Origin of the sequence: Streptomyces purpurogeneiscleroticus (genome assembly GCF_020024005.1) — a bacterium.
Taxonomy (GTDB): domain Bacteria; phylum Actinomycetota; class Actinomycetes; order Streptomycetales; family Streptomycetaceae; genus Streptomyces; species Streptomyces purpurogeneiscleroticus.
Genome location: NZ_NHSG01000408.1, coordinates 1 through 18,743, shown reverse-complemented (window position 1 = coordinate 18,743; position 18,743 = coordinate 1). Strand labels below are relative to the sequence as shown.

Sequence of the window (18,743 nt, the reverse complement as noted above, 5' to 3'; positions counted from 1 at the left end):
CGTCAGGCTCAGCCCGACAGGCGCACCGGCATGATCAGGTACTTGTACGCGTCGTCGGCCTCGGCGTCAGCGGCCGGCTTGCCGCTCAGCAGCGCGGGCTTGGTCGACGTCGTGAACGACAGCTGCGCCACCGGGGAGTCGATCGCGGACAGACCCTCCAGCAGGAAGCCGGGGTTGAAGGCGATCGAGATGTCGTCGCCGTCGAGCTGCGCGTCGACGCGCTCCACAGCCTGTGCATCGTCGCTGGAACCGGCCTCAAGGATCAGCACGCCCTGCTCGAAGCTGAGCCGCACCGGGGTGTTCCGCTCGGCCACCAGCGCCACACGCTTGACGGCCTCGACGAAGGGGGCCGTCTCGATCACCGCGACGGAGTTGAATTCGGTCGGGAAGAGCGTGCGGTACTTCGGCAGGTCGCCCTCGAGGAGGCGGGTGGTCGTCCGCCGCCCGGCGCCCTCGAAACCGATGAGGCCCTCACCGGCACCGGAGCCGGACAGCGCCAGGGTGACCGTGTCACCGCTGCTCAGCGACTTGGCGGTGTCCAGCAGCGTCTTGGCGGGCACCAGCGCGACGGCGGAGGCGTCCGGGCTCTCCGGCTTCCACAGGAACTCGCGGACCGCGAAGCGGTAGCGGTCGGTCGAGGCGAGCGTGACGGTGTCGCCCTCGATCTCGATGCGGACACCGGTGAGCACCGGGAGGGTGTCGTCGCGGCCGGCGGCGATGGCGACCTGGGCGGCCGCGGAGGCGAAGACCTCACCGGGGACGGTGCCGGTGGCGGTGGGCATCTGGGGCAGCGCCGGGTACTCCTCCACAGGAAGGGTGTGGAGGGTGAAGCGCGAGGAGCCGCAGACGACGGTCACTCGTACACCGTCTGTGGAGATCTCCACCGGGCGGTTCGGCAGGGCGCGGCAGATGTCGGCGAGCAGCCGGCCGGAGACGAGGACTGTGCCCTCCTCCTCGGTCTCCGCGTCCACCGAGACGCGTGCCGAGACCTCGTAGTCGAAGCCGGAGAGGCTCAGGGAGCCGTCCTCCGCCTTCAGCAGCAGGCCCGCGAGGACGGGCACCGGCGGACGGGCCGGGAGGCTCTTGGCCGCCCAGGCCACTGCCTCCGCGAGTACATCGCGCTCCACCCGGATCTTCACCGGAAACCGCCTCCTGCTGTTGCTGGCTCTTCGCCCTGCTGGCCTTCGTCGTCGGCTGGGTTGCCGGAGACCAGTCTGACGCACACCACCGACAGTCGGTGCGGCTCGGGGTCAAGTCGGGACGGGAGCTCGGAGAGGCCCGGTCCCCAAGTTGTGCACAGCACCCGATTCGAAACGAGTTCCCCGCTACATATCCGTGGTCGTAGTAGTAGGGGCTGTGGAAACCGTGGACAACCGGCTTTTCGCAGGTCAGCGCCCGTTTTTTGTCCACCGGGGGCTGTGGGTGCAGCCGTGGATAAGCTGGCGGTTCTGTGGACCGCCCGACTTTGTGCACACCCGATGCACAGGGGAGGCCGGTTTCTCCCCAGCGCCGTCCCCAGTTTTACCCAGGTTCCCCACAGCCCAACCCGGCACTTTGGTGTGACGGCTTTCACTCGAGCCGGTGAGTGGGGGTGTTGCCTTGCCGAACAGTGGACAGCGGTGTGGATGAGGTGTGTACAACGCCGCTTTGCCTGTGGGCGGCCGGTGGACAGTCGCGTGCACACACTGTGGACGAGATCTTTGTCCACACCCTGTGGATGAAAGTTGTCCGCAAATCCACACCCTGCTGACCTGGGGCGATGTGCTGGCGGGCGGCCTCCTTGTGGACGCTGTTGGGATAACTCTGCAGTCCCCAGGGTGTGGAAAGAAGATTCTCGCCCAATCTGTGGAGAGAGGCCGTGTCCTCGTCAGAAATCGAACAGAGCTGGGGAGTTCGGAGCCGGCCGGGGAGCGGGTTCCACAGCGTGGGGACGGCTCGGGACGCCCGAAGGGCCTTCCGTACGGCCTTCCTGAGGGCCCCTCAACGGCGAAGGGCGCCCCGGGAGTTGTCCCGGAGCGCCCTGTGCGCGTCCGCGGCCGACGCCGCCCGCGTCAGCCGTTCTTGATGCGGTTCGTCAGCTCGGTCACCTGGTTGTAGATGGAGCGGCGCTCCGCCATCAGCGCGCGGATCTTCCGGTCGGCGTGCATGACGGTCGTGTGGTCGCGGCCGCCGAAGTGGCCGCCGATCTTCGGCAGCGACAGATCGGTCAGCTCGCGGCACAGGTACATCGCGATCTGCCGCGCGGTCACCAGCACCCGGCTGCGTGAGGAGCCGCACAGGTCGTCCACCGTCAGCCCGAAGTAGTCGGCCGTGGCGGCCATGATCGCGGTGGCGGTGATCTCGGGGGCCGCGTCCTCGCCACCGGGGATCAGGTCCTTCAGCACGATCTCGGTGAGGCCGAGGTCCACCGGCTGCCGGTTGAGCGAGGCGAAGGCCGTGACCCGGATCAGCGCCCCCTCCAGCTCGCGGATGTTCCGCGAGATCCGGGAGGCGATGAACTCCAGTACCTCCGGCGGCGCGTTCAGCTGCTCCTGCACCGCCTTCTTGCGGAGGATCGCGATACGGGTCTCCAGCTCGGGCGGCTGGACGTCCGTGATCAGGCCCCACTCGAAGCGGTTGCGCAGCCGGTCCTCCAGGGTCACCAGTTGCTTGGGCGGCCGGTCACTGGAGAGCACGATCTGCTTGTTCGCGTTGTGCAGCGTGTTGAACGTGTGGAAGAACTCCTCCTGCGTCGACTCCTTGCTCGCCAGGAACTGGATGTCGTCGACCAGCAGGATGTCCATGTCGCGGTAGCGCTTGCGGAACGCGTCCGCCTTGCCGTCGCGGATGGAGTTGATGAACTCGTTGGTGAACTCCTCCGAGCTCACATATCTGACCCTGGTACCGGGGTACAGGCTGCGGGCGTAATGGCCGATCGCGTGCAGCAGGTGCGTCTTGCCGAGCCCGGACTCGCCGTAGATGAACAGCGGGTTGTACGCCTTGGCCGGCGCCTCGGCGACGGCGACCGCCGCGGCGTGCGCGAAGCGGTTCGAAGCGCCGATGACGAAGGTGTCGAAGAGGTACTTCGGGTTCAGCCGCGCGGTGGGCTCACCGGGGCCCGTCGCCGGCGCGGGCTGGGCCGCGAGCGGTCCGGGGGCGCCGCTGGGCGCGGGCAGGTTGCTGCCGGGGCCGGCGTGCCGTCCGGGGCCGCCCGGCTGGTGGCCGTCGGAGTCCCGGTGCTGCGGGGACTGCTCGTACGGAGAGCGCTGGGAGTCGGCGTGCTGCCCGGGGCCGGGGCGATCGGTGCCCTGCCGGCGGTAGTCCTCGGCATTCTGCGAGCGGTAGTCGTCCGCTTGTGACCGGTAGTCGTCGCTCTGCGACCGATAATCGCCGGGCCCGGGCCGGCCGTGCTGCTGGAGATGCGACGGCGTGGCATAGGGGTCGCGCTCGGGGAAGCCGCCGAGCCGCTGCTGCTGCCAGCCGTAGTCGTCGTGCCGGCCGGAGTCGTCGCCCATGCCGGAGCGGCGGTCGTCCGAGTGCTGCGGCCAGGCACCGGGCGCGGGCCGCGGCTGCGGGTGCTGCTGCTGGTACTCGGGGTAGGCGGGGCGCACGGTGGGCAGCTCGTCGCTCTGGTGGCTGCCGTGCTGGCCGCCTCCGTGTCCAGCCTGGGGTCCCCCCTGATGGCCGTTTTCGTGACCGCCCTGGTGGCCGTTCTGCCGGCCGTAACCCTGGCGGCCGTCGTAGCTTTCGTACGCATCGTGCGAGAGCTGGGGCTGCTGCGTGGGGAGGTGCTGTTGGGGCGGCGCGGGGGGCTGCGGTGCCTCGGCGGTGTCGTCGACAGTGATCGCGATGCGGATCGGGCGGCCGCACTCGTGGCTCAGCGCCTCGCCGATCAGCGGGGCGAGCCGGCCTTCCAGTACACCCTTCGCGAATTCGTTGGGTACGGCGAGCAGCGCGGTGTCGGCGACCAGGGCGAGCGGCTGGGTCCGCTTCAGCCAGTCCTGGTCCTTGGGCTTGAGACTGTCGCTCTCCGCCCGGAGCAGGTGGTCGAGGACCCGCGGCCACACTGCGGCAAGATCTGCAGGGACGTCAGCCACAGAGCACGCTCTCTCACAGTCCCACGAATGTGTGATTCTCAGGACGGGCGGGAAGGAATCGGAGTTCAGCCACGGTAGTCAGCTGACCCACGCGTGTTCAAGTTGTTGTCCACAGGCTGTGCACAGCGTGTCCTGTCCTAGAGCCGGTTTGACCGGATGATGCAGCCGCGCGTACCGTGACCAGGTCGAGTTGTCGATGGCTGCTGCCGCCTGCCTCCGATGGGCAAAGATCGCGCCCAGCGATCGTGTAGCGGTGCACTCGGGCGTATGCGAGCTACTCGTGGGCGCACGGTGACAGCCAGTCGACGCCCCACACCTGTCTCGCAAGAGGCAACAATCTTTCCTGGAGCCCCCGAGTGAGCAAGCGCACCTTCCAGCCGAACAACCGTCGTCGCGCCAAGACCCACGGCTTCCGTCTGCGCATGCGTACGCGTGCCGGCCGCGCGATCCTCGCGTCCCGCCGTGGCAAGGGTCGCGCCCGCCTGTCGGCCTGACAGCCCGGCCTCTAGGTCCATGACGTGCTGCCTACCGAGAATCGGCTGAGGCGGCGCGAGGACTTCGCGACCGCGGTACGCCGGGGACGCAGGGCCGGGCGCCCGCTCCTTGTCGTCCATCTACGCAGCGGTGCAACGGACCCGCACGCAGCGGGGGAAATGGTTCCCCCGGCGCGTGCGGGTTTCGTCGTGAGCAAGGCCATCGGCAACGCCGTGGTACGGAACAAGGTCCAGCGCCGGCTCCGCCACCTCATGCGTGACCGCCTGGACCGGCTGCCCGCCGGTAGCCTGGTGGTTGTACGTGCGCTGCCCGGCGCGGGTGAGGCGGACTACGACGCGATTGCCCGTGATCTTGATGCCGCGCTGCAGCGCCTGCTGAGGACCCCCGGGCGGGACCCAGGAGGGGGCGCTCCGTGAAGTACCCGCTGCTGCTGTTGATCAAGCTGTACCAGTGGACCATCAGCCCTTTGCTGGGCCCGGTCTGCAAGTACTACCCGTCGTGTTCGCACTATGGCTACACGGCCATCGACCGGCACGGCGCGGTGAAAGGTACCGCGCTGACCGCCTGGCGCATCCTGCGCTGCAATCCGTGGTCGCTCGGTGGTGTCGACCATGTACCGCCCCGGAAGCACCCGGTCTGGCACCAGCGGCTGAGGAGCCGCCTGGGCGGGCCCACCGTCCATGTTGAGCCTGCCGCACAGCCCGAGACTCAGCCCAACGCCCAAGGAGCTTGATTCGTGGACACGATCCTGAATCCTCTCTATTACGCCGTTTCCTGGATCATCGTCCAGTTCCACTCGCTCTACAGCCTGGTCTTCGACAAGGACAGCGGCGCGGCGTGGGGCCTGTCCATCGTCTCGCTGGTGGTGCTGATCCGTATCTGCCTGATCCCGCTCTTCGTGAAGCAGATCAAGTCGACGCGGAACATGCAGGCGCTCCAGCCGAAGATGAAGGCGATCCAGGAGCGCTACAAGAGCGACAAGCAGCGCCAGTCCGAAGAGATGATGAAGCTCTACAAGGAGACGGGCACCAACCCGCTCTCGAGCTGTCTCCCGATCCTGGCCCAGTCGCCGTTCTTCATTGCGCTGTACCAGGTCCTGAATCACATCGCGAACAACCAGATCGTCGGTGTGATCAACCAGCCGTTGCTGGACAGCGCGAACAAGGCGCACATCTTCGGTGCCCCGCTGGCCGCGAAGTTCATGGACAGCGCGTCCAAGATCGAGAGGCTGGGCGCCTCGCTGACCGACGTCCGCGTCGTCACGGTCATCATGATCGTCCTGATGTCGGCGTCGCAGTTCTACACGCAGCGCCAGCTGATGACGAAGAACGTCGACCTCACGGTGAAGACGCCGTTCATGCAGCAGCAGAAGATGCTGATGTACGTCTTCCCGATCATGTTCGCCGTCTTCGGTATCAACTTCCCCGTCGGTGTCCTCGTGTACTGGCTGACCACCAACGTGTGGACCATGGGCCAGCAGATGTTCATCATCCGCCGTAACCCCACTCCGGGCAGCAAGGCATACACGGAGCGCCAGGAGCGGCTGCGTGCCAAGGGCAAGCTGAAGGAGGACCCGGCCGAGCTCGAGGCGAAGAAGGCCGTCGAGGAGGCGCGCCAGAACCGCCAGCAGCCGAAGCGCCAGAGCAAGTCCCGGCGGCAGACCGCGGCCCCGGCCGGCGGCGGTACGCAGACCCGCACCCGGGCCGGTGCGCAGGGCGGGCAGTCGGGCTCCACGGCCAAGGGCGGCGAGACCAAGCAGTCGCTGCAGAAGGACTCGGGCCAGAAGGCGGACGCCGCGAAGAAGTCTTCCGAGAGCGGCAAGCCCAAGGGCAGCTCGGCCTCCGGTTCCTCCCGTAACGCCAAGTCCGGACAGCGCAAGGGCCAGCAGCGGCCCAAGCACCCGTCCAAGAAGTAGAAGGAGTCTTTCGTGACGGACACGACCCCTGCCGCCGAGGGCACCGACACCCTGTCCCGGTTGGAGCAGGAGGGCGAGATCGCGGCCGACTACCTCGAGGGCCTGCTGGACATTGCGGATCTCGACGGCGACATCGACATGGACGTCGAGGCCGACCGTGCCGCAGTGTCGATCATCAGCGACTCCACCAGCCGCGACCTGCAGAAGCTGGTGGGGCGGGACGGCGAGGTGCTGGAGGCGCTCCAGGAGCTGACCCGGCTGGCGGTGCACCGGGAGACCGGCGACCGCAGCCGTCTGATGCTGGACATCGCCGGCTACCGCGCACGCAAGCGCGAGGAGCTCGCTGAGCTGGGCGCCAAGGCGGCCCAGGAGGCGAAGACCTCGGGCGAGCCGGTGAAGCTGAAGCCGATGACGCCGTTCGAGCGCAAGGTGGTGCACGACGCCGTCGCGGCGGCCGGACTGCGCAGCGAGTCCGAGGGCGAGGAGCCCCAGCGCCGGGTTGTCGTGCTCCCGGCCTGATTCTCCGGCGCTCGCGCGTGTCTTTGGCCCCGTCTGTTCGCAGGCGGGGCCACGTCTTGTCAGCCTTCTGCCAGGACCGGGTCTCGATCCGGGCGCCGGCAGGATCAGCAGTTCAGAGGAAGGGCGGTAACCGTGACGGAGTCAGCGGCGGAGCTTCCAGCGGCGCCGGAAGCGGCGCGGGAGATTTTCGGTGAGCGCTTCCCGGAGGCCGTGCGGTACGGCGAGCTGCTCGCCGACGCGGGTGTTCGGCGCGGGCTGATCGGTCCGCGCGAGGTGCCGCGGCTGTGGGAGCGGCACCTGCTGAATTGCGCGGTGCTCTCCGAGGTGGTCCCCGAGGGCGTCTCGGTGTGCGATGTGGGCTCGGGTGCCGGGCTGCCGGGCATTCCCCTGGCGCTGGTACGACCGGATTTGAAGATCACCCTGCTGGAGCCGCTGCTGCGGCGGACGAACTTCCTGCAGGAGGTCGTGGAGCTGCTGGGGCTGGATCACGTGACCGTGGTGCGGGGCCGGGCCGAGGAAGTAATGGGCAAGATTCCTCAGGTCCACGTGGTGACCGCGCGTGCCGTGGCGCCGCTGGACCGGCTGGCCGGCTGGGGTGTACCGCTGCTGCGGCCGTACGGCGAGATGCTGGCGCTCAAGGGCGACACCGCGGAGGAGGAGCTGAAGGGCGCCCGGGCGGCCCTCAGCAAGCTCGGTGTGGAATCCACCTCGGTGGTGCATGTCGGCGAGGGCGTGGTGGACCCGCTGTCCACCGTCGTCCGCGTGGAGGTGGGCGAGAGCCCCGGCGGCGTCCGCTTCGCAGCCAAGCGAGCCAAGGCGAATCGCGCCAATCGGCCGCCCCGGGGGCGACGGCGGTAGATCGGCGCAGCACAACACCAGACGCAGACAGGAGCGCTTTCCGTCCGCCGACGGGAAGCGCTCCTGTCATGTCTGGCCAGGGGCGTCGCTCGAACCGACGAGGCCCATGCTCCATACAAACCACCAAAACGACATAAGCCGGAGTGTCGCGAGTGAATGGGACACGGCGCTGGCATCGTGTTTCACGTGAAACGTCGCTCCCTGCTGCATGGAATCATCAGTCGAGGTCGTGCGGCTGCCGCACCGCGTGGCCACCGACCCGGTCGGGTCACGGATGTATCCACAGAGGAGGATTCATCCACAGGAGACAGGGCCTCGCTGGTTCGCGACACCGAAACCATGGCAGGCTCTGAGCATTGCGAGCCTGAAGTCGAGGAGAGTGAATCCTTGCGGTCCGACGCCAACATCGCGGGACCGATGACCGATCCGGTCCCCGGTCCCCGAAGCGAGTCGCTCGGGGACGACGTTTCACGTGAAACGCCGCCCCCCATGGACGACACCCCGATCGGTCGTGCTGCTCAGCTGGCAGTCCAGGCGCTGGGTCGTGCGGGAGAGGGACTGCCCCGCCCCGAGCAGACCCGGGTCATGGTGGTGGCCAACCAGAAGGGCGGAGTCGGCAAGACCACGACCACCGTGAACCTTGCTGCCTCGCTCGCCCTGCACGGGGCACGAGTACTGGTGGTGGACCTGGACCCACAGGGCAATGCCTCCACGGCCCTGGGGATCGACCACCACTCCGAAGTCCCTTCCGTCTATGACGTGTTGGTGGAGAGCAAGCCGCTTTCCGACGTGGTTCAGCCGGTGCCGGACGTGGAGGGGCTGTTCTGTGCGCCCGCCACGATCGACCTGGCCGGTGCGGAGATCGAGCTGGTCTCGCTGGTGGCCCGGGAGAGCCGGCTGGACCGGGCCATCAAGGCGTACGAGCAGCCGCTGGACTACATCCTCATCGACTGCCCGCCCTCGCTCGGCCTGCTTACGGTCAACGCACTGGTGGCCGGTGCCGAGGTGCTGATCCCGATCCAGTGCGAGTACTACGCGCTGGAGGGGCTGGGCCAGCTGCTGCGGAACGTCGATCTGGTGCGGGGCCATCTGAACCCCAAGCTTCACGTCTCGACGATCCTGCTGACCATGTACGACGGTCGGACCCGGCTCGCCTCCCAGGTCGCCGACGAGGTGCGCAGCCACTTCGGCAGCGAGGTACTGAGAACCAGCATCCCTCGCTCCGTGCGTATCTCTGAGGCGCCGAGCTACGGGCAGACGGTGCTCACCTATGATCCGGGCTCCAGCGGCTCGCTGTCCTATCTCGAAGCGGCGCGCGAGATCGCGCTGCGCGGGGCTCCGGGGGCGACCGGTCAGGGGCTCAGCGTGACCTATGAATCACAGCACAGCATGTCGGAGGGGAATCAGTGAGCGAACGACGTAGAGGACTGGGCCGCGGGCTCGGTGCGCTGATCCCCGCGGCACCGCAGGGTTCGGACAACGCCGGCCCGGCGGTGGGACGGGGGACGACATCGCCATCGGCGGTGCCGGTCATGACGCCGGAGCGAGGTGTTGCCGCTGCCAAGGTCGCGGCCATTCCGGACGCTGCCGTTTCACGTGAAACAGAGCCGTCGGCCGAGCCGGCGGTCAAGGAAAAGGGGGGCGAGGTCGCCGGGGCGCACTTCGCCGAGCTGCCGATCGGCTCGATCACTCCCAACCCGCGGCAGCCGCGTGAGGTATTCGACGAGGATGCCCTGGCGGAGCTGATCACTTCCATCCAGGAGGTGGGCCTGCTCCAGCCCGTCGTCGTGCGGGCCACGGGTCCCGACCGGTACGAGCTGATCATGGGCGAGCGCCGTTGGCGGGCGTGCCGTGAGGCCGGCCTGGAGAAGATCCCGGCGATCGTCAGGGCGACGGACGACGAGAAGCTGCTCCTGGACGCGCTGCTGGAGAACCTCCACCGGGCTCAGCTGAACCCGCTGGAGGAGGCGGCGGCCTACGACCAGCTGCTGAAGGACTTCAACTGCACGCACGACGAGCTGGCGGACCGGATTGGGCGCTCGCGTCCGCAGGTCTCCAACACGCTGCGGCTGCTGAAGCTGTCCCCGTCGGTGCAGCGGCGGGTCGCCGCTGGAGTGCTCTCCGCCGGTCATGCGCGGGCGCTGCTGTCCGTGGAGGACTCCGAGGAGCAGGACCGGCTGGCGCACCGCATCGTGGCCGAGGGCCTCTCGGTGCGGGCGGTCGAGGAGATCGTGACCCTGATGGGGTCCACGCCCAAGAGCGCGTCGAAGGCGAAGGGGCCGCGGGCGGGTACCCGCGTCTCGCCCGCCCTGACCGATCTGGCCTCACGGCTCTCGGACCGGTTCGAGACGCGGGTGAAGGTCGACCTCGGCCAGAAGAAGGGCAAGATCGTCGTGGAGTTCGCCTCGATAGACGATCTCGACCGCATCCTGGGCACGCTGGCTCCCGGAGAGGGACGGGTGCTGGACAAGCACCCGGAGGAGGACAGCGACGAGGCGTGAGATGCCGCCGTCCGACGTGAGGGCGGGCCGTGTGCCGGTGAGGTGACCGGAACACGGCCCGCCCTTTGCCTTTTCGCGGTACCCGGGTTCATGTTGTCCCGGTTACGATGCGTTCGGGTATGGCACGCATCCACTCGGAGTCACCTCACGACGAGGAGAAGCCATGCGATCGGTGAGCCGCACCGGATTGATGGCAGCGGGTTTCGGTCTGGGGGCAGTCGGCGGGTTCGTCGGTGGCCTGCTCAGTGAGCGCGTTCCGCTGACCGTGCCGGGAGGTGCGGTGGGCGAGGGAAGTGAGGACCTGGCTTCATGGGGCGTCGGCTCGTACCGCTCACGCTGGACAACCTTCCGGATGTCCCAAAGCGCTGCCGCTCGTGTGTCTTCTGGGAGCTCGACCCCGTCAGCGGTGAGGCCGCGGTAAAGGGCGGCCGGCCCGAGCTGGAGAAGGAAGCGTGGATCTCCGCCGTGCTGCTGGAGTGGGGCTCCTGCGGCCGGGTGGTCTATGTGGACGAGGTCCCGGTCGGCTTCGTGCTGTACGCGCCTCCGGCCTACGTACCACGCTCCACGGCCTTCCCGACGAGCCCGGTCTCCCCCGACGCCGTGCAGCTGATGACCGCCTGGCTCATCCCCGGCTACCAGGGCCAGGGACTCGGCAGGGTCATGGTCCAGACGGTCGCGAAGGATCTGCTGCGGCGGGGCTTCAAGGCGATCGAGGCGTTCGGCGACGCCAAGTGGACGGAGCCGGCGTGCGTGCTGCCCGCCGATCATTTGCTCGCGGTGGGCTTCAAGACCGTACGGCCGCACCCGCGCTACCCACGGCTGCGCCTGGAGCTGCGCACGACCCTGTCGTGGAAGGAAGACGTGGAACTCGCGCTGGACCGGCTGCTGGGTGCTGTCCAGAAGGAACCGGTGCTCCGGCCTCTGTAGCGCGGACAGCGAAACGGGCCCGCCCCGGAGGGCAGGCCCGTTTCACGTGAAACATCGTGTGGAGATCAGGCGAGGTAGTCCGCCAGGTCCCGCTCGATCGCAGCCTTCGGCTTGGCGCCGACGATGGTCTTCACGACCTCGCCGCCCTGGTAGACGTTCATGGTCGGAATCGACATGACGCCGTACTTAGCGGTGGTCGCGGGGTTCTCGTCGGTGTTGAGCTTGGCGATGACGATCTCGTCGTGCTCCGCGGCGATGGCCTCCAGGGAAGGGGCAACCTGACGGCACGGGCCGCACCAGGTGGCCCAGAAGTCGACGAGTACCGGCTTGTCGCTCTTGAGGACGACCTCTTCAAAGTTGTCGTCCGTCACGGTCACCGTGGCACCGGCCATGGCGTTCTCCTTACTGGGTGGGTGTGAACAGCTGATGTTCTCGGTCAGGCGGTGGGGGTCTGCTCGGGCGTGGCAGGGGTCTGCTCGGGCTCGGCCGGCTCGCCGTCGGTGAGCGAGGCGAGGTAGCGCTCGGCGTCCAGGGCGGCGGAGCAGCCTGTGCCGGCGGCAGTGATCGCCTGACGGTAGGTGTGGTCCACGACGTCGCCGGCGGCGAAGACGCCCTGGATGTTGGTGTGGGTGCTGGGCGCGTCCACCATGAGGTAACCGTCGTCGTCCAGCTTCAGCTGGCCCTTGAACAGCTCGGTGCGCGGGTCGTGACCGATAGCGATGAACAGGCCGGTGACCGGAAGCTCGGAGGTGTCGCCGGTCTTGAGGTTGCGCAGGGTCAGACCGGAGAGCTTGTTCTCGCCGTGGATCTCGGCGACCTCGCTGTCCCACACGAACTTGATCTTCGGGTCGGCGAAGGCGCGCTCCTGCATCGCCTTGCTGGCGCGCAGGGTGTCGCGGCGGTGGACGATCGTGACGGACTTGGCGAAGCGGGAGAGGAAGGTGGCCTCCTCCATCGCGGTGTCGCCGCCGCCGATGACGGCGATGTCCTGGTCCTTGAAGAAGAAGCCGTCGCAGGTGGCGCACCACGACACGCCGCGACCGGAGAGCTCGTCCTCACGGGGCAGGCCGAGCTTGCGGTGCTGGGAGCCGGTGGTCACGATGACGGCGTGCGCGCGGTGCACGGTGCCGGCGGAGTCGGTGACCGTCTTGATCGGCTCGGAGAGGTCCACGGCGGTGACGTCATCGGGGATCAGCTCGGCGCCGAAGCGCTCGGCCTGGGCCCGCATGTTGTCCATGAGGTCCGGGCCCATGATGCCGTCCCGGAAGCCGGGGAAGTTCTCCACATCGGTGGTGTTCATCAGTGCGCCACCGGCGGTGACGGCGCCCTCGAACACCAGCGGCTTCAGCGAGGCACGGGCGGTGTAGAGCGCGGCGGTATAGCCCGCAGGCCCGGAGCCGATGATGATCACGTTACGGACGTCGCTCACGGGTGTCTTCCTTGTCTCTGCCGACTGCGTTGGGTGGGCTGGAGAAACTCTCACCCCACCCAACGGATCCTACGGGGCGAGCATTCCCGCAGTGTCCCAGCGCACCCGTAGCGGCCCTTGGCCCGGGGCCGGGCTCGGCGGCTCAGCCGCGGGGATAGGTCCCGCTGAGCAGAATTTTGCCGGGCACAGGCGGTGAGGCAGAGACACAGGAAGCCGAGACGACATAGGCGGAGACCCGGGCCGTGTCGGACGGATGGGGCAGCACGACGAGGTAGGCGTCCTTGCCCTGATAGGTGTCGCGGCTCGCGGCCAGCGGCTTCTCGGGCCGTGCGAGGCCCTCACGCACGCAGGACGGGATCGTGTCGTCCGCACCGCGCAGTGGCGTCTGGGGCGAGCTCTGGGTGCCGACATCGGGGGTCTTGCTGCGGCCGGGCTCGGCGAGCAAGTCGCGTACGTGGCTGCCCAGGGTCGCGGAGCTGAGCGCCCCCTCCGCGGGGCTCTGCTCGGTGGCGGTCACGCCGGGGTCCTGGTCCTGTCCGGTGTTCGCGGAACCATTCTGCAGAAGGATGCCACCGATGCCGAGCACGGCTGCGGCGGCCGCGGTGCCGAGCAGCACCTTGGGCCAGCGGTGCGCCCTCGCCGTGCGGAGGCCGGGGGCCTTGCGGCCAGGCCCCGTGGCGGAGCGGGGGTAGCCGGCCGGGCGGTCAGCGGAGCTGCCACCGGAGCGCGCGGACGCTGTTTCACGTGAAACCGTGTCCCGCTTCTCCTCCACGGTTTCACGTGAAACCGAGCCATCATGAGCACCGGCCGACTGCCATACGACACGGGAGCCGTCGCCCGAGGCGGTCGATACGAGGGCGGCGTCACCGGTGGGCGCCGTGGCATCGAGCAGGGCTTCGGCCGCCAGGGCGGCGTCGATCCGGCCGACGACGTCGTCGGGCATCCGTCCCGGTCCCGGCAGTGTGCCGAGCAGTGCGCGGATCTCCTCCAGCGAGCTGTGGACGTCCTCACACAGCGGGCATCCGTCGAGATGCGCGCGAAGATCCGCCGCGCGGGCGGGCGAGAGCAACCCGTCCGCGAGCGCGGAGATCTCCGCGACCTCCGGATGCCCGCCCGTGTCGGTCGTGGCTGTCACGCTCGCCCACCTCCGCCCTTCACGGCCCCTGAGTCATTCGGTCCTGCCGTCTGTGGGACGGATGTCCCCTGCGCCCGGTTCCTTCCCCCGCCTGAGGTGCCCTTATCCCCCTCTTCGGCGCGCAGATGGGTGAGCATCGGGAGGAGCCGGGCCCGGCCGCGCGCGCACCGGCTTTTCACCGTGCCGGTGGGGACGCCGAGTACCTCCGCGGCCTCGGCCACGGGGTAGCCCTGCATGTCGACGAGGACGATGGCCGCGCGCTGTTCGGCGGGGAGAGTGCGGAGGGCGCTGAGCAGTTCGCGGTGCAGATCCTGGCGTTCGGCCGGTACCGCGGCGGATTCGTGCGGCTCGATGAGCTGTTCCAGCCGCTCGGTCTCCGCGACCGGCGAGGTGCGCCGGGAGGCCGCCTTGCGGGCTCGGTCCAGGCAGGCGTTGACCGTGATGCGGTGCAGCCAGGTGGTCACGGCCGACTGGCCGCGGAAGGTGTGGGCGGCGCGGTAGGCGGACACCAGGGCGTCCTGCACGGCGTCGGCCGCTTCCTCGCGGTCGCCGAGGGTGCGCAGCGCCACCGCCCACAGCCGGTCACGGTGGCGCCTGACGATCTCGCCGAAGGCGTCGGGGTCCCCCTCGACATGGCGGGCGAGAAGCGCCTGGTCGGAGGGGCGGACGTTATCTGCCATGGCCCGCCTCGCAGGAGCCGGTCCAGAGCGGGCCGGGGAGCGCCGGCCGTGCGGACGGCACTGCGGTGCGCGTCCTGCCCGGGGCCGCCCGGGCACGGGCGTCGGCCGGGACGGCCAGGACACCGGCCGGACCGACCTTTCGTACGACGGTGGGCATCACTGCGCCATCACGCATAACCGAACCCCTGGCGTCAAGCTGTACACGGGAGCTTACATACGGGTGCTCGGCGGTACCAGGCTGCAGGACGACGGCCACAGCGGCCGGCCGCGGGGGCGAAAGGAGGCCCGGGGAGCACCGGCGCCTCCTGGCCGCTGTCCGCATCGACATCCTGGCGCCCCCCTGCTGCCCACCCCTAGCTACGGACCTTGATCTCCTTGATCTGGCCCCGGTAGTTGCCATCGTCCTTCAACGGGAGGTCGGTGAGCCAGACCAATACGTACTGTGTCTTGATCGGCTCCTTCGCGCGCAGCGTGACCGTCTCCCCCGAGCCGTCGGCGATCTTCTTGAAGCCGTCGAGGGACGTGGGCGCACCGCTGCTGTCCTCGGGCGCGGCGCGGAAGTCGAGCGAGGTGCTCCCGACGAGGTCGACCTTGACGCTGCCGACCTGCTGGACCTTGCCGAGGTCGAGAATCAGCCCCACGCCGTCCTTGAGACCGCCGAGATCCGAGCGGCCGTAGTAATTGCGGGTCGGCCAGGACGTGGCGGGGTCCCCGTCGAGGGCGTTGGGGGCGTCCTGCGGGTTCTCCGTGCCGTCACCGCCCGGCGCCGGATCAAAATCTACGACCTTGTCGACGCTGACGGTCTTGCCCGACGCAGTGCTGCCGTTGCCCCCGGTCGTCTCCGAGCTGCCGGAGTCGTCCTGGTTCCGGTCCTTCAGGAGCGTGTCGGCCAGCTGCCAGCTGCCCAGCCCCAGCGCGGCGATCAGCAGCGCGGAGACGCACCACTTGGCCGCCCTTCCGGTACGGCTCTGCAGCGGAGGCGGCGGGGTGGGAACAGGACGGGTGGCCGAAGCGCCGGGCCGTCCGGCGCCGGCCTGCTGACCGTACGTGCCCTGCTGGTAGCCGGTGCGCTGGTACGGCGGCGGGGTGGTGAAGGAGGGCTCCGGCGGGCGGATGCGCGGCATCGCGCCGACGGCCTTGGCCAGCTCCTCCGGCGTGGTGCAGGGCTGCTCCTGGCGGGAGGCGGTGGCGCCGTCGTTGACGAGCGCGCGCATGGCCAGCTCCGACAGGCCACGGTGCACGCCGGCCCGTACCTGGTCGGGAGCGATCAGGCCGACGCCCTTGGGCAGCCCGGACAGCCCGTACGCGTCGTTCTCGTACGGCCAGCGCTGGGTGAGCGCCGCGTACAGCAGCGCGCCGATGGCCTCCGTGTCGGTGCGCTGCGGGTGGTCGCTGGTGATCCCGCGGAGCGCGGCCATGATGGCCAGGCCCCGGATGCGGTACTGGCCGGAGGAGGTGCGCAGGACGGACCCGGGGGTCAGCCGGAGGTGTGCCAGGCCCTCACGGTGGGCGGCGGCCATGGCCTGGGAGATCTGCGTCACGAGCTGGTAGGCGTCGTGCGGTTCGAGCGGCCCGGAGGCGAGGACGGCGGTCAGTTCGGTGGCGTCCGGGAGCCACTCGTGGACGACGTAGACCAGGTCGTTCTCCTCGACGGCGTCGAGGATCTGGACGAAGCGCGGGTCGCCGAGCAGCGCGGCGGACCGCGCGGCGGAGAGCACGGGACGGGCACGCGGGTGGTCGGAGGGCAGGATGTGGACCCCGACGGCGCGGCGCAGTTTCTCGTCCACGGCACGCCAGCTGCTGAAGCCGTCCAGTCGGGTGACGCACTCCTCCAGGCGGTAGCGCCTGGCCAGCTTGTGACCGCTGTGCAGTTCGGGCGGCTGTGCCTCGGATGCTGTGGCGCTCTTCTCGCCGTCGTCCGCGGTGTCCTGTGCCGCGTCGGTCACCTTCTCGGCCTTCGTGCCGTCGGTCGTGGCCTCGTCCGCCTTGGCGGCGAGCGGTTCTCCACCGCTCGTGTCGGCCACGTCGACGGCAGCCGTGCTCCGTTCCGCCACCGTCGTTCCTGCCTCCCCATCCGTTGCATGCTCAAAAGAGCCAAGTCAATTGTGCCCACAGTCCGCCACTGTGCACGACACACGGTGGCCGACGAAGGTTGTGCTCGTTCAGCGCCCCAGCTTGCCGCGCACCATGCCGACCAGGGCGTTGAGTTCTTCAATGCGCATCTTCTTGGCGGCCGCGTAGAAGACCACCAGCAGGACGGCACCGCCGCCGACCAGCGCGACGAGCGATCCCAGTACGCCGGTGCCCAGCCCCTGGATGATCCCGTACACGGCGGCGCCGGAGAACAGGGTGGCGGGGAGGCTCGCGCCGGCCAGCCGGGCGTACGTACGCACTACGTGCGCGCCGTCCAAGTCGCCGCCCATCCGCTTGCGCAGCCGCCGCCACGCCACGCCGACGCCGATGATGTACGCCAGGCCGTAGGAGGCCGCCATGCCCACCACGGCCCACCGGACGGGCAGGACGAGGTAGCACAGGGCCGAGGCGGCGGCGTTGACCGCGGCGACGATCAGCGTGTTGTAGAAGGGCGTGCGGGTGTCCTCGTACGCGTAGAAGGCGCGCAGCACGACGTACTGCACGGAGTAGGGGATCAGGCCGAGGCCGAAGGCCATGAGCATGAAGCCCGTGGAGACGCCGGCTTCGGATCCGGTTCCGGCGAAGACCAGCGTGCACATCGGGATGCCGAGGGTCAGGAAGCCGAACGCGATCGGCACGACGGCCACGGCGGAGGTGCGCAGTCCCTGGGAGATGTCGTCGCGCACGGCGCCGATGTCGCCGTCGTGCGCGGAGCGCGCCAGGCGCGGCAGCAGGGCGGCCATCACGGAGACGGTGATGATCGCGTGCGGCATGTTCCAGATCAGCTGGGCGTTGGAGTACGCCATGTAGCCGGTGCCGGGGGCGCCCTGTCCGGCGGCCTTCTCACCGGCCAGCGTGGAGAGCTTCGAGACGACCAGGACGCCGGCCTGGTTGGCGAGCACGAAGAGCACGGTCCACTTGGCGAGCTTGGCGGCCTTGCCCAGGCCGTGGCCCCGCCAGTCGAACCGCAGCCGGAGCTTGAAGCCGGTGTCGCGCAGGTACGGGATCATGGCCAGCGCCTGGACGACCAGGCCGAGCAGCGTGCCGATGCCCAGCAGTCGGATGCCGGCCTCGGGGATGGTCGTGACGCCGATGTGCGAGGAGCCGGCGCTGCCGTACACCCAGATGAACAGCCCGAACGTGCTGATCATGACGACGTTGTTGAGGACCGGGGTCCACATCATCGCGCCGAAGCGGCCGCGGGCGTTGAGCACCTGGCCCATGATCACGTGGATGCCCATGAAGAAGATCGTGGGCACGCAGTAGCGGGTGAAGGCGACGGCGACCTCGAAGCTGGCCGAGTCGGGTGCGAACCCCGACATCGCCCGCACCAGCCAGGGCGCCGCGAACACTGCCGCGACGGTGAGGGCGCCGAGGATGACCATCACCAGGGTCATCAGACGGTTGGCGTACGCCTCGCCGCCGTCCTCGTCCTCCTTCATCGCGCGCACCAGCTGCGGCACGAACACCGAGTTCAGGCCGCCGCCGATGGTCAGGATGAAGATCATCGTGGGCAGGGTGTAGGCGACCTGCCAGGCGTCACCGAGGACGGCGGCACCGAGCGCGGAGGCGATCAGCGCGGACCGTACGAAGCCGGTCAGCCGGGAGACCATGGTGCCGGCGGCCATCACGGCGCTGGACTTCAGCAGGTTGCCGGCCTTGCCGCCGGTGCGTCCCGGGGGCTCCGGCGGCTCCGCCGAGGGGGCCGGCTCGGGCTCGGCCGGGGGAACGGGCTGCGGTCCGCCTGCCGGCTCGTACTGCCCGCCGGTGGGGTCGTACTGCCCACTCTGCGGTCCGTACTGCCCACCCGGAGGTCCGTACTGTCCGCCCGCCGGCGGGTACGGGCCCGGGCCGCTGTTCTGGGCCGGCGGCCGCTGCGGTTCCGGCGCTCGCTGATCACGGTAGAGGTGGGCGAACGCGTCGGGCTCCGCCGGCCGGTCGGCGGCCTGGGTGATCAGGTCGTCCACGCCGACGAACTGAGTGGTCGCCGTGGCGTCGCCGTACAGCCGGTGCCCCGGACCCTGCGGTTCGGGCGCCGGCGGGGCGGGCCATGCCTCCGGCCCCGGGGCGTACTG

General features: G+C 69.3%; 17 protein-coding genes. 9 read left to right on the top strand and 8 right to left on the bottom strand.

The annotated features are described in order from the left end of the window. Positions 1–8 precede the first annotated feature (8 nt). Positions 9–1,139: a DNA polymerase III subunit beta gene (gene dnaN, locus CCS38_RS30100; RefSeq protein ID WP_030259430.1), complete on the bottom strand. Its 1,131-nt coding sequence runs from the start codon at positions 1,137–1,139 to the stop codon at positions 9–11. Between the two features lie 912 nt (positions 1,140–2,051). After that, positions 2,052–4,076 carry a chromosomal replication initiator protein DnaA gene (gene dnaA / locus CCS38_RS30095; protein WP_223736493.1) on the bottom strand — a complete coding sequence of 675 codons (2,025 nt, stop codon included), beginning with the start codon at positions 4,074–4,076 and terminating at the stop codon, positions 2,052–2,054. Positions 4,077–4,432: 356 nt separating this feature from the next. Here dnaA and rpmH point away from each other — a divergent pair, with 356 nt between their 5' ends. From rpmH to CCS38_RS30050, 9 genes are all read left to right on the top strand, one after another. Next, positions 4,433–4,570 (top strand): 50S ribosomal protein L34, encoded by a 138-nt coding sequence (gene rpmH / locus CCS38_RS30090; protein WP_003949374.1) that lies wholly within the window; start codon positions 4,433–4,435, stop codon positions 4,568–4,570. Positions 4,571–4,594: 24 nt separating this feature from the next. Beyond that, positions 4,595–4,987: a ribonuclease P protein component gene (rnpA, locus tag CCS38_RS30085; RefSeq protein ID WP_223736492.1), complete on the top strand. Its 393-nt coding sequence runs from the start codon at positions 4,595–4,597 to the stop codon at positions 4,985–4,987. Further along, positions 4,984–5,304: a membrane protein insertion efficiency factor YidD gene (gene yidD, locus CCS38_RS30080; protein WP_030259434.1), complete on the top strand. Its 321-nt coding sequence runs from the start codon at positions 4,984–4,986 to the stop codon at positions 5,302–5,304. The genes rnpA and yidD overlap by 4 nt, the downstream gene beginning before the upstream one ends. 3 nt (positions 5,305–5,307) lie before the next feature. After that, on the top strand, positions 5,308–6,486 hold the full coding sequence (yidC, locus tag CCS38_RS30075; RefSeq protein ID WP_223736491.1) for a membrane protein insertase YidC: 1,179 nt from the start codon (positions 5,308–5,310) through the stop codon (positions 6,484–6,486). 12 nt (positions 6,487–6,498) lie between these two features. Continuing rightward, entirely contained in the window at positions 6,499–7,005 is a 507-nt protein-coding gene (locus tag CCS38_RS30070; RefSeq protein WP_031049992.1) for a Jag family protein, read from the top strand. Between the two features lie 132 nt (positions 7,006–7,137). Beyond that, complete coding sequence (rsmG, locus tag CCS38_RS30065; protein WP_223736490.1) at positions 7,138–7,863, top strand: 16S rRNA (guanine(527)-N(7))-methyltransferase RsmG; 726 nt, start codon at positions 7,138–7,140, stop codon at positions 7,861–7,863. A gap of 339 nt (positions 7,864–8,202) precedes the next feature. Further along, complete coding sequence (locus CCS38_RS30060; protein ID WP_223736489.1) at positions 8,203–9,273, top strand: AAA family ATPase; 1,071 nt, start codon at positions 8,203–8,205, stop codon at positions 9,271–9,273. Beyond that, positions 9,270–10,364: a ParB/RepB/Spo0J family partition protein gene (locus tag CCS38_RS30055; protein WP_223736488.1), complete on the top strand. Its 1,095-nt coding sequence runs from the start codon at positions 9,270–9,272 to the stop codon at positions 10,362–10,364. The genes CCS38_RS30060 and CCS38_RS30055 overlap by 4 nt, the downstream gene beginning before the upstream one ends. Before the next feature lie 309 nt (positions 10,365–10,673). Continuing rightward, a complete protein-coding gene (locus tag CCS38_RS30050; RefSeq protein WP_052866242.1) occupies positions 10,674–11,291 on the top strand; it encodes a GNAT family N-acetyltransferase in 618 nt (205 codons plus the stop codon). A 65-nt stretch (positions 11,292–11,356) separates the two neighbouring features. Here the strand turns inward: CCS38_RS30050 and trxA are convergent, their stop codons facing one another. The 6 genes from trxA to murJ form a co-directional block, all read right to left on the bottom strand. Beyond that, on the bottom strand, positions 11,357–11,683 hold the full coding sequence (gene trxA, locus CCS38_RS30045; RefSeq protein WP_030615259.1) for a thioredoxin: 327 nt from the start codon (positions 11,681–11,683) through the stop codon (positions 11,357–11,359). 44 nt (positions 11,684–11,727) lie between these two features. Then, complete coding sequence (trxB, locus tag CCS38_RS30040; protein WP_223736487.1) at positions 11,728–12,720, bottom strand: thioredoxin-disulfide reductase; 993 nt, start codon at positions 12,718–12,720, stop codon at positions 11,728–11,730. A gap of 142 nt (positions 12,721–12,862) precedes the next feature. Further along, positions 12,863–13,855 carry an anti-sigma factor family protein gene (locus CCS38_RS30035; RefSeq protein ID WP_223736486.1) on the bottom strand — a complete coding sequence of 331 codons (993 nt, stop codon included), beginning with the start codon at positions 13,853–13,855 and terminating at the stop codon, positions 12,863–12,865. After that, positions 13,852–14,535 (bottom strand): RNA polymerase sigma factor SigM, encoded by a 684-nt coding sequence (gene sigM, locus CCS38_RS30030; protein ID WP_223736485.1) that lies wholly within the window; start codon positions 14,533–14,535, stop codon positions 13,852–13,854. The genes CCS38_RS30035 and sigM overlap by 4 nt, the downstream gene beginning before the upstream one ends. A gap of 353 nt (positions 14,536–14,888) precedes the next feature. After that, the gene (locus CCS38_RS30025) at positions 14,889–16,589 is read right to left on the bottom strand and encodes a protein kinase family protein (protein WP_223736484.1); all 1,701 of its coding nucleotides are present in this window, start codon (positions 16,587–16,589) and stop codon (positions 14,889–14,891) included. 108 nt (positions 16,590–16,697) lie between these two features. Then, on the bottom strand, positions 16,698–18,743 hold a 2,046-nt coding region (murJ, locus tag CCS38_RS30020; protein WP_223736483.1), incomplete at its 5' end, for a murein biosynthesis integral membrane protein MurJ.

Excerpts from the sequence above, each read along its gene's own strand:
- CCS38_RS30050 (WP_052866242.1), top strand. The coding sequence starts at position 10,674 with ATGGGGCGTCGGCTCGTACCGCTCACGCTGGACAACCTTCCGGATGTC.
- CCS38_RS30060 (WP_223736489.1), top strand. The coding sequence starts at position 8,203 with ATGGCAGGCTCTGAGCATTGCGAGCCTGAAGTCGAGGAGAGTGAATCC.
- trxA (WP_030615259.1), bottom strand. The coding sequence starts at position 11,683 with ATGGCCGGTGCCACGGTGACCGTGACGGACGACAACTTTGAAGAGGTC.
- sigM (WP_223736485.1), bottom strand. The coding sequence starts at position 14,535 with ATGGCAGATAACGTCCGCCCCTCCGACCAGGCGCTTCTCGCCCGCCAT.